The following is a 5,450-nucleotide window of genomic DNA, read 5'->3' on the forward strand; positions in this document are numbered from 1 at the left end:
CGGGTGCTGCGGGGCCGCCATCCGCCGTACCGGCGGGGTCGCCGCTGGCGGGGCCCACGCCGCCCTGTGGCGCAGGCGGCGTGGGGACGGCGCGCAGGGCGTCGTCATGCGCCGGGCCGGTCAGGTCGGCCACGGCGGATGGCTGGGTCAGGTGCTTGGCTTCATGCGGGGTATCGGGCGCGGCCGGGGCCGGATGGCCCACTGCCGGGTCGGGACGGGCCAGCGCCGTCAGCGGTTCGCCCAGACCGGGGGTGCGGTAGATATTGGGTATGCCGCCCACCCCCAGCGTCGCGGTGGGCTGCAGGCGTTCGAGCAGCCGCCCGTGCCAGCGCAGCTGCGCGGGGTCGGCATCCAGCACGATATCGCCCCACGGCAGGGCGCGCGTCTGCGCCGTGACGGATACGGGGGCGGGAAAGGCCGCGCTCAGCCCGAGGTTGTACAGGTCACATGCCTGCCGGAAGCGTTCATCATACGGGCTGGGGCCACCCGCCCGGCCGGGCTGGAGGAAGGCATAGGCATAGACCGCCGCGGCAAGGAAATCCTGCGCATGATGGTGGCGCAGGCCCTGCCGGTAGCTGAGTTCCGCCAGTGCGAACAGCACGTCGGCCTCGTCATCACGCCCCTTTGCCTGCGTGCGCAGGGTGGCGATGGCGCGGTCGGGGTTGTCGCGCCATGCGGGCAGCAGCCCGTGGCGGCGCAGCACCACCATGGTCGGATCGCCCGGCCTGCCGCCCTGCAACGCGGTGCGCGTGGTGTCACGGTAGCTGTGCACCAGCGATACATGCCGCACCGTGACCGGCCCCGCGCACCCCGCCAGCATGACAAGCGCCAGCATGCCGGCCCCCCGCGTGGCATGGCGCCGGGACGGGCCGGGACGGCGTGCGGGCGCATGGCGGCGGCCCGGATGGGTACGTGTCATGACAGCAGGTTAAGCACCAGTCCGCGCCGCGTGCAATGCGCTGGCGCCAACTGCGCCCCGGGGCAACCGGCCGGTTTCAGGCAGCGGGCGCCGGGCCTGCCGGACCGAGCGGACCTGACGTGGCGGATAACGCCATCGGGACCACGCGGCATCGTGACAGCGAACGCGCGCAGGCCCGGTAAATCCGGGTTCCAGATGCACCCTGCCCCCGTCACTGCCTGTCCGTGCGTAAATCGCTTTCATGTGCCTGCATGGTCCCGGCCACCCCGGCGGGGCGATGGACGGGCGACCCACGCCGGGCACCGCAGGGCATAGGGCGGCGGCCCGCCAGAAACCGGCCTTTTTCCAATCGGTTGCAACGCATCGGGCGCGCACGGCGTTAAGGGCCGGCCCGTCCATTGCCCTGCGGATACAGATCATGGCGAAACCTGTCCTTGTTGTTGGCGCGGGGCCCGTGGGCCTGACCATGGCGGCGGAACTTGCCCGCCATGGCGTGCCGGTGCGGCTGGTGGACAGGCTGCCCGCGCGCGATGGACAGTCCCGGGCGCTGGCCATCTGGGCGCGCACGCTTGAACTGCTGGACATCGCGGGTTGCGCGGATGCCTTCATGGCCGCCGGGCTGCATGCCCGGACGCTGGACATCCATGCGGGCCGCACGGTGCTTGCCCGCATCGCGTTCGGTTCCATTGCCTCGCCATTCGCCTGCCTGCTGATGCTGGCGCAGCCGGATACCGAACGCCTGCTGGAAGATCACCTGCGCACGCTGGGGGGGCACATTGAACGCGGCGTGGAACTGACGGATTTCGTGGATACGGGCACGGGTGTCACCTGCACCCTGCGCCACGACAGCGGCGAGGTCGAGACCATGGAGGCCGCCTGGCTGATCGGCTGCGACGGCGCGCATTCCCTTGTCCGCCGCACGCTGGGGCTGGCGTTTACGGGCGCGACCCTGCCCACGCGCTTCATCCTGGCCGATGCGCATGTCACGGGCCTGCCCACGGCGCCTGACGCGCTGGCCATGTTCTGGCATCCTGATGGGGCGGTCATGTTCTTTCCGGTGCCCGGCGGGCGGTACCGCATCATTGCCGATGTCGGCCCGGCATCGGTGCACGCGCCCGACCTGCTTGCGGTGCAGACGATCGTCAACCGGCGCGGGCCGGGCGGGGTTACGGTGTCCGATCCGGTGTGGCTGTCGGCCTTTGGCGTGAATGAACGCCGGGTGCGCGACTACCGCGCGGGCCGGGTGTTCGTGGCGGGGGACGCGGCGCATGTGCATAGCCCCGCGGGCGGACAGGGCATGAATACCGGCATGCAGGATGCCTTCAACCTGGCGTGGAAACTGGCGCTGGTGGAACGGGGGCAGGCCGGGCCCGCGCTGCTGGACAGCTATGGCGTCGAACGCGGCGCGGTGGCGCGGCAGGTGCTGTCGGATTCCGGTCGGGTGACCCGCATCGTTCTGCTGCGCAACCCGCTGGCCCGCCTGCTGCGCGCGCTGGTGGTGCGGGGGGTGTCGGGCCTGCCTGTCATACGCCACATGGTGGCGGCGCACCTGTCGGAAATCATGGTGGCGTATCCCGGCAGCCCGCTGAACATGGGGGATGCGGCGGGGCTGCGCGGTCCACGCCCGGGGCAGCGTTTCGCCCCCGCCCGTGGCCATGCCGGGGCGCATGGCCCGTGCCTGACGCTGGCGGCAGCAGACCATGACGCCGCCCGCGCGCTGGTCGCCCGGCATGCGGGTCTGCTGTCGCCCCATATCCATCCCCCGCCCGACCCGCGCTTCATGTGGCTGGTCCGGCCCGACGGGTATGTTGCGGCCACGGCGCATGCCGGTCGGCCACAGGTCATTGACCGGGCGCTGGAGCGCATCCGCGCCGGTGCGTCACCGCACCGTGACAGCGGCCCCGTGGCGGGATAGGATGGGGCATGAAGCTGTTTGTATTCTATCTTGGCGGTGCGGCGCCGGGCGCCAATATCGAAGTGCATGACGTGCAGTTCGCCGTGGCGGAACGGCCCGAAGATGCCTGGCCCGCCCTTGCCCGGCGGTGGTACGGCACGCGGTCGTCGCTGCATGTCGACGCCTATGGCATTGTGGACTGGGCCGACGGGTTCACAGTCAGCCTGGCCACGGAAAAACCGGCAGGCGGCCAGACGCTGTATTTCGTCAACATGGGCGGCTACGCCCCCGGCGCGTTACGCGAAGAACATGAATTCACCTTTCTGGTGGCCGACAGTGCCGAGGCGGCAAAGGCAAAAGCCCGGCAGACGCTGCTGCCCGGCCTTGGCCACCGCCACCGTGACAATTTCATGGAAGTTGATGACTGCGTGCCGCTGGAACAGATCGACGGCCTGTACATCCACCTGACCCCCTGCCCCCATGGCAGCCCGGTTATGGCGGCATGGCAGGGATACCAGCGGATCTAGCGTGCGCAGACGCTTCGTTTTCAGCTCCATCCCGAACGGCCCGGCACATTAGCCTCCCCCATCCGGGCACGTCGGGGACCGGACGGGGCCGCATGGTTGGCCTGCCCTTTGCGCCATATACGCGGCATGACGGTTATCCGCGGCGGGACATGCCCGCCCCCTGACCGGCAATCCAGCCGCGGCTGACGAATATGTTGCGGTATATCCTGTATATTTCGTCCTGCTTCTTCGCGTTGTACTGCGGCACGTCCGCAGCCCCTTCCCGCGCCGCCCGTTTTGCGGCGGCGTAACGGTCCCGGTCATCGGGATGGGTGCGCAGCCAGTCGCGGAACAGGACATGCCGGGCGTGTTCGGGGCATCCGGGGCCAAAGACGTGCAGGTTGATCCGGGGGGCGTCATGGCGCAGCATCCGGTGGTGGTACCACGTGCGCTCCCGCACCGTCAGCCTGTATCCCAGCGCGGTCAGGCGCGGGAGATATGCATCCTCATCCTCCGGGTCGCTGACTGTCAGGTCGATATCGATCACGGGTTTCGATGGCAGGCCCGGCACCGCGGTCGATCCGACATGCGCGATTCCCAGCGCGCACCCGCGCAGGGCGGTGGCAAGGACCGCCCTGGCGGTTTCAAAGCGCGCGGCCCAGTCCGGTGCATGGGGTTCGATCCTGATCGCCTCTGGCACGGGACGGCCGGCCACCCACGGGTTTTCGTCAGGGTCCCCTTCCTCAAACGTCATGATTGCTGATGGCGCTGGCCATTTTTCCACACCGTTCCACATACGTCCCTCCCGCAGGGCAGACCCGGCCACCGATACTGGCCTGGCGGGCAGCATGACAGGAAAACACCCCTCATGCACACCCCGCCGCGCGACGGTGGCCCGACCATGGCGGGCGTGGTAGGCAGGGGCGTGACCGCACCCTTCACCTGCGCCAATGACCGCTACCGCACCGATACCCGTCACGGCCACCCCCACGGCGCGGGACAGGCACGGGGCAGCGTGCTGCCCGCGCCGCTGGTCACGCGGGCGGATACGGGGGACACGCTGTGGCTGGAATACGTGGCGGGGGCGCGGGACACGCTGTACTGGCTGATGTGGTATGACGCCACGGGCCGCCCGCGCGTGACCTACAGCGCGGTGATGGACCATCCCAACCTGTGCATCATGCTGTGCGCGCTGGGACACGGCCATGCCCTGCCGCCGCCGCCCGCGTCCTGACCGCCGCGCGGCGCTGGCCCCGGCGGGCATTTGCTGGTAGCTGATGGGATCATGTTACGTCCGGATACACACGACACGGGGATCGCGCCCATGACATATTTCCTTTCCACGGCACGGCAGGTGGCGCGTGGCATGGCGCTTGGCGCGGTTGCGCTGCTGGGCGCATGCGCGTCGGGCCACCACGCCCCGGCGGCCCATGCATCGCGCATCGGCATGGCCAACCCGGCTTCGGTCTACTGCCAGCAGCGTGGCGGCACGCTGGAAATGCGTCCCTCGCCGCAGGGGGTAACCGGCTGGTGCCACCTGCCCGATGGCACGGTGATGGAGGAATGGGCCCTGTTCCGCCGTGATCACGCCACCACCACGCCATGACGCGCGGACGGCGCGCATGACGGGGCCTGCCGCCCTGCGCGCCGGGGCCGTGGCCATGGTCGTGTGCCTTGGCGCATGTAACGACGCGCTTATGGCCCGGCGCACCCCGCCGCCTGCGGACTGCGCGCGCCGGGGCGGGACATGGCAGGCCAGCGATACCGGGCATGTCGGGCGCTGCACCCTGCCCCCCGGCGCACGGGTGGCGGGGTGGACGATTATGCCGCGCCGCCATTAAACTGTCATGCATGCGCCCCGTTCTTTCCCTATTACCGCCCCACTGCCCGGACATGAATGGCATATGAAACACAATGGTTTTTCTTCCGTCCTGACCGTCCTGCGCGGTGCGCTGCGGCACGGGACACTGATTGTCGCGATCGGGGCCACCGTCGCCCTGCCCGCAGCCCAGGCCTGGGCGCGGCCATGGGGGCCGGGACGGGGGCCGCCACCGCGCCACCGCATGTGGCGTCGCCCGCCGCCGCCACCGCCATATTATGTGCCGCCGCCCATGCGCATGGGCCGGTTCTA

At 70.0% G+C, this 5,450-nt stretch carries 6 protein-coding genes and 2 pseudogenes; 6 read left to right on the top strand and 2 right to left on the bottom strand.

The genetic code is table 11. The features are described 5' to 3' along the window. Window positions 1-919: pseudogene (locus tag B7449_RS15030) on the bottom strand (esterase/lipase family protein); the annotation flags it as partial. A 418-nt stretch (window positions 920-1,337) separates the two neighbouring features. Here B7449_RS15030 and B7449_RS15035 point away from each other — a divergent pair. After that, window positions 1,338-2,834 (top strand): FAD-dependent monooxygenase, encoded by a 1,497-nt coding sequence (locus B7449_RS15035; RefSeq protein ID WP_039735003.1) that lies wholly within the window; start codon window positions 1,338-1,340, stop codon window positions 2,832-2,834. An 8-nt stretch (window positions 2,835-2,842) separates the two neighbouring features. Next, a complete protein-coding gene (locus B7449_RS15040) occupies window positions 2,843-3,340 on the top strand; it encodes a DUF1543 domain-containing protein (RefSeq protein WP_048883772.1) in 498 nt (165 codons plus the stop codon). A gap of 133 nt (window positions 3,341-3,473) precedes the next feature. Here B7449_RS15040 and B7449_RS15045 read toward each other — a convergent pair whose 3' ends face one another. Beyond that, entirely contained in the window at window positions 3,474-4,169 is a 696-nt protein-coding gene (locus B7449_RS15045) for a GrpB family protein (RefSeq protein ID WP_235721253.1), read from the bottom strand. 18 nt (window positions 4,170-4,187) lie between these two features. Between B7449_RS15045 and B7449_RS15050 the strand changes: the two genes are divergently transcribed. The 4 genes and pseudogenes from B7449_RS15050 to B7449_RS21115 form a co-directional block, all read left to right on the top strand. Further along, window positions 4,188-4,553 (top strand): hypothetical protein, encoded by a 366-nt coding sequence (locus B7449_RS15050; RefSeq protein ID WP_235721254.1) that lies wholly within the window; start codon window positions 4,188-4,190, stop codon window positions 4,551-4,553. Window positions 4,554-4,643: 90 nt separating this feature from the next. Then, window positions 4,644-4,925: a putative hemolysin gene (locus B7449_RS15055; protein WP_039735008.1), complete on the top strand. Its 282-nt coding sequence runs from the start codon at window positions 4,644-4,646 to the stop codon at window positions 4,923-4,925. A gap of 16 nt (window positions 4,926-4,941) precedes the next feature. Continuing rightward, window positions 4,942-5,160 (top strand): hypothetical protein, encoded by a 219-nt coding sequence (locus B7449_RS15060; protein WP_048883773.1) that lies wholly within the window; start codon window positions 4,942-4,944, stop codon window positions 5,158-5,160. Between the two features lie 63 nt (window positions 5,161-5,223). Beyond that, window positions 5,224-5,450: pseudogene (locus tag B7449_RS21115) on the top strand (hypothetical protein); the annotation flags it as partial.

Source organism: Komagataeibacter intermedius TF2 (assembly GCF_000964425.1).
Classification (GTDB): domain Bacteria; phylum Pseudomonadota; class Alphaproteobacteria; order Acetobacterales; family Acetobacteraceae; genus Komagataeibacter; species Komagataeibacter intermedius.

What these genes read in the sequence shown, in the direction of transcription:
- B7449_RS15035 (WP_039735003.1), top strand. Translation starts at nt 1,338, where the DNA reads ATGGCGAAACCTGTCCTTGTTGTTGGCGCGGGGCCCGTGGGCCTGACC.
- B7449_RS15040 (WP_048883772.1), top strand. Translation starts at nt 2,843, where the DNA reads ATGAAGCTGTTTGTATTCTATCTTGGCGGTGCGGCGCCGGGCGCCAAT.
- B7449_RS15045 (WP_235721253.1), bottom strand. Translation starts at nt 4,169, where the DNA reads ATGCTGCCCGCCAGGCCAGTATCGGTGGCCGGGTCTGCCCTGCGGGAG.
- B7449_RS15050 (WP_235721254.1), top strand. Translation starts at nt 4,188, where the DNA reads ATGCACACCCCGCCGCGCGACGGTGGCCCGACCATGGCGGGCGTGGTA.
- B7449_RS15055 (WP_039735008.1), top strand. Translation starts at nt 4,644, where the DNA reads ATGACATATTTCCTTTCCACGGCACGGCAGGTGGCGCGTGGCATGGCG.
- B7449_RS15060 (WP_048883773.1), top strand. Translation starts at nt 4,942, where the DNA reads ATGACGGGGCCTGCCGCCCTGCGCGCCGGGGCCGTGGCCATGGTCGTG.